The organism is bacterium, from assembly GCA_037131655.1.
GTDB lineage: Bacteria > Armatimonadota > Fimbriimonadia > Fimbriimonadales > JBAXQP01 > JBAXQP01.
Genome location: JBAXQP010000297.1, coordinates 1 through 3,310, shown reverse-complemented (window position 1 = coordinate 3,310; position 3,310 = coordinate 1). Strand labels below are relative to the sequence as shown.

The 3,310-nt window shown below is 48.5% G+C and carries 4 protein-coding genes; all 4 read left to right on the top strand.

The genetic code is table 11. The annotated features are described in order from the left end of the window. The first annotated feature begins 341 nt into the window (after positions 1–341). Positions 342–1,448 carry a hypothetical protein gene (locus WCO51_11440; GenBank protein ID MEI6513867.1) on the top strand — a complete coding sequence of 369 codons (1,107 nt, stop codon included), beginning with the start codon at positions 342–344 and terminating at the stop codon, positions 1,446–1,448. A 298-nt stretch (positions 1,449–1,746) separates the two neighbouring features. Further along, positions 1,747–2,412 (top strand): hypothetical protein, encoded by a 666-nt coding sequence (locus WCO51_11435; protein MEI6513866.1) that lies wholly within the window; start codon positions 1,747–1,749, stop codon positions 2,410–2,412. Positions 2,413–2,628: 216 nt separating this feature from the next. Continuing rightward, entirely contained in the window at positions 2,629–3,024 is a 396-nt protein-coding gene (locus tag WCO51_11430) for a hypothetical protein (GenBank protein MEI6513865.1), read from the top strand. Positions 3,025–3,131: 107 nt separating this feature from the next. Then, the coding region (locus WCO51_11425; GenBank protein MEI6513864.1) for a prepilin-type N-terminal cleavage/methylation domain-containing protein at positions 3,132–3,310 on the top strand (179 nt) is incomplete at its 3' end.

The following is a 3,310-nucleotide window of genomic DNA, read 5'->3' as shown; positions in this document are numbered from 1 at the left end:
ATGACGCTGATTACACACCCCACCCCAACACAACAAAGTTGTGTCATTCAGAGCGGAGCGTGGAATCTGACTGGAAGTTAACGGAATGCTGATTATGATGTTCAAGAACCCCCACCTGTATCCTCCCCCTGTTCAGAAAAGTAGCTTGTATTATCAGGTTGGTTAAAACAGGGGGAGGAGGAATGCCTCTCCCCCCTGTGCTAACGAAGCTCTCTCTTTGTGCAGTGGGGCTAGCGATCTGGTCTTGATATACAACTGGGATTTTGCTACAATAGGCGCTAAGTCTTATTAGTGTATCAATCAATTTTCAAACGGTACAGTAAACCAAAAGGATGGCCACAATGCGAAGCTTTTATTTATATGTGAAAAACGGAATAAAGTCTAATGCGATTATCCATGACGCCAAGTGTGGTTACTGTAATAAAGGTAATCGCACTTACAAAAGCAAATGTCTTGTTAAACGTTATTATTGGTATGGTCCATTCGGTAGTTTACAAGAAGCACAAAACGTCGCTGAATCTATCGGTATGACGGCTCAGAAGCATTCTTGCGCACAAGGTCCGGAGGAGCAACCTTACTTTCAGGAGAAGGTAAGAAAGACCAAATATGAGCCTCTGCGGCAGTTTCTGAAAGGAATTCCGGACACTATTTCTGCGATGAAGTGTACCTATTCCGAGATCGAAGCTATTCTTGGTTTCAAGCTCCCCTCTTGCGTTTACACTCATCGTAAATGGTGGGTAAACTCTGTCAACCCCCAAGGTCATACACATACTCAGGCATGGATGGGGGCTGGTTGGAGGGTGGACAAAGTTGCTGTTAAGGATGAGTGGGTCCAATTTCGCCGACAGGCTACTCCAATGCGAACGATTATAAATATGCCCACGCGTGCTTTGGTGACGGATAATGGGGAACAAAGCCTCATAGTTGAGAACTATAAGTTCACACGGGTTGCTAATCTTGAACCCCAACGACGCCCTGACGGCTCGCTCGTGGAGCGCATGCCCCAGGCGAAATTTGATAACATAGACAACCTGCCACTCCACAAATATGGACATGGACCGTTCGTCAAGTTCAGGATTAAGGGCCATACAAAGACTGCGGGTGTTTATGCAATTGTGGTTGATCGTGAGGTTAAGTATATCGGAGCGACCCATATGCTGGCATGGCGTATAAACCAAGGGCTTGGCAGCATCTCCCCTAAGAATTGCTTCATTGAAGAATATCATGGCAAATGTCGGACTAACAATCTGATCTATCAAGCCTTTGCAGCCGGTTCTCAAGTGTCGCTATGGTTATATGCAACCCGAAATCACAATGAAACAAAAGCCCAATTGCTGTCTAAGTACATTTTCGAGTGGAGCGGACACAAACCCCACCTTAACACCCTGAAAGGGTGTCATCCTGAACGTAGTGAAGGACCTGTCTGGAACGGTGACGCAGAAGCCTGATAATGGCACTGGGACTTTGGGCCACGGTAAGGGGGAGGGAAGTTGAAGATTAGTTGGAGGTGAGTTGACACTTGCTGGCAGAGTGCTCCCAACACGCCTACAGCATGCCTTGTCTGGCATGTTAGAGGCATGATGTAGGCATGCTGCAGGCATGCTACAACCGATCCTCTACTCAACTTCTATCCCGTTTGACCCTCTAGTGGACGGCCTTTAGTGCCGATAATTCCTGTTGGTGGCGGAGGATTTTAGGCTGAAAGCTGAACGCTGATAGCTTCCCCGCCAATAGGGAGCAGTTTCAATGGCACAAGTTTCAACAAACCCATTTCTTAATCAGGTAAGCGGCAGGCTGGGCAATGTTATCTTTGTCCGTGGGACGGGAGGGCGCCTTTATATGCGCGAGCGCGTCACTCCAAAGGATCCTCGAACTCCCGCACAGGTCGCTGCTCGGGAACGCCTGAGGACTGTAGCCATCGCTTATCACAGCCTAACATCCGTTGAGCTGGCGCAGTGGGCCACATATGCTAAGTCCCTCTGGAATGGGATAAGTCCTACCAAACGGCCGGCCTCGCCTTCACCCTATAATGAATTTACGGCTTTGGTCACCAAAGTGCTCCAGGTCAACCCGCAGGCGGATATCCCCCGCACCCCGCCGACCGATAAGTTCCTGGGGGACGGGATCACTCTATCGGCGGCCGGCATGAGCGGGAAGGTGCGCTTTACCGCCTCGGGCCCGAATGACCCGATGGTGATGACCGAGCTTTTGCTGCAGCCTCTCAAGTCGGTGGTAGTGACCCCGCAGGTGAAAGGCTATCGCAGTCAGGCGTTTGTCCCCTTTGCCGATTACCCGCTCACTTATGACGTGACGATTAAGAAAGGCGCCTATGGCGCCGCTATCCGCTTCGTGAAATTCCCCACCGGCCAGACCTCAGACTTGGTTCAGTTGGGGGTTGTGACGGTTACGTAGTATTCTCTGCAGTTGGAACAAAATTCTTCCATTCTCTGTATCTAGTAATAATGAAAGCGCTTCAGGGATTGGCGCTGTTTTAATTCTGAATGACCTTGCCGCATTTCTTCCATGTTTGAAGTTGATGGTTATGCCACGTTTATTGAAGGATATCTGTTGCATCAAGGGTGTGCCCGGGATTAATAATTTCGTTCGGGCGCTCAAAGGGTGGAAGAAATGACTTCAAATAATAAGACAAGCAAGATACTCTGGTTTGAGAGCATTGGTTTTTTGTTGATTGTTGTCCTATCAGTGCTGAATGAATTGATGGCTTTGCCGGCAAGGTTGTTTGGCGGAGTTGTTCAAAGCGATTGGCGGCAAGCAGTATTGGAAGTCGCAATGGCCGGGGTTGTGTGGTTTGTGGTCTATAAGTATACAAAAAGGTTACTGACAAGGCTCTATCGAGTGGAAAGTTACATTCGATTATGTGCTTGGTGTCGGCATATCCATCACAACGATGAGTGGCTTCCTCTTGAAGAGTACTTCGCCAAAGGTTACGACACGGAAACCACCCACGGAATCTGCCCCACCTGTGCTGAGGAATGCGCTTCACAGCTAAATGAATCCCCTTAAAGCTGTTCATTCACTATTTGAGCTATCTTTTCACTTTATAGTGGTATGATGAAACTATGCTACAGTTTTGTTGCTAGCAATGTCTCTACGCGGGCATAGGTGTTAGTTTGAGGCTCAAAAGAACTGCAAAAGCATTTACCCTGATTGAGCTGCTGGTGGTGATTGCGATCATTGTCATCTTAGCGGCAATCCTATTTCCTGTGTTTGCGGCAGCACGCGAGAAGGCGCGTTCAGTTACGTGCCTGAACAACATGTCCCAGCTTGGCCGGGCTATGATGATCTATAC

What these genes read in the sequence shown, in the direction of transcription:
- WCO51_11440 (MEI6513867.1), top strand. Translation starts at nt 342, where the DNA reads ATGCGAAGCTTTTATTTATATGTGAAAAACGGAATAAAGTCTAATGCG.
- WCO51_11430 (MEI6513865.1), top strand. Translation starts at nt 2,629, where the DNA reads ATGACTTCAAATAATAAGACAAGCAAGATACTCTGGTTTGAGAGCATT.
- WCO51_11435 (MEI6513866.1), top strand. Translation starts at nt 1,747, where the DNA reads ATGGCACAAGTTTCAACAAACCCATTTCTTAATCAGGTAAGCGGCAGG.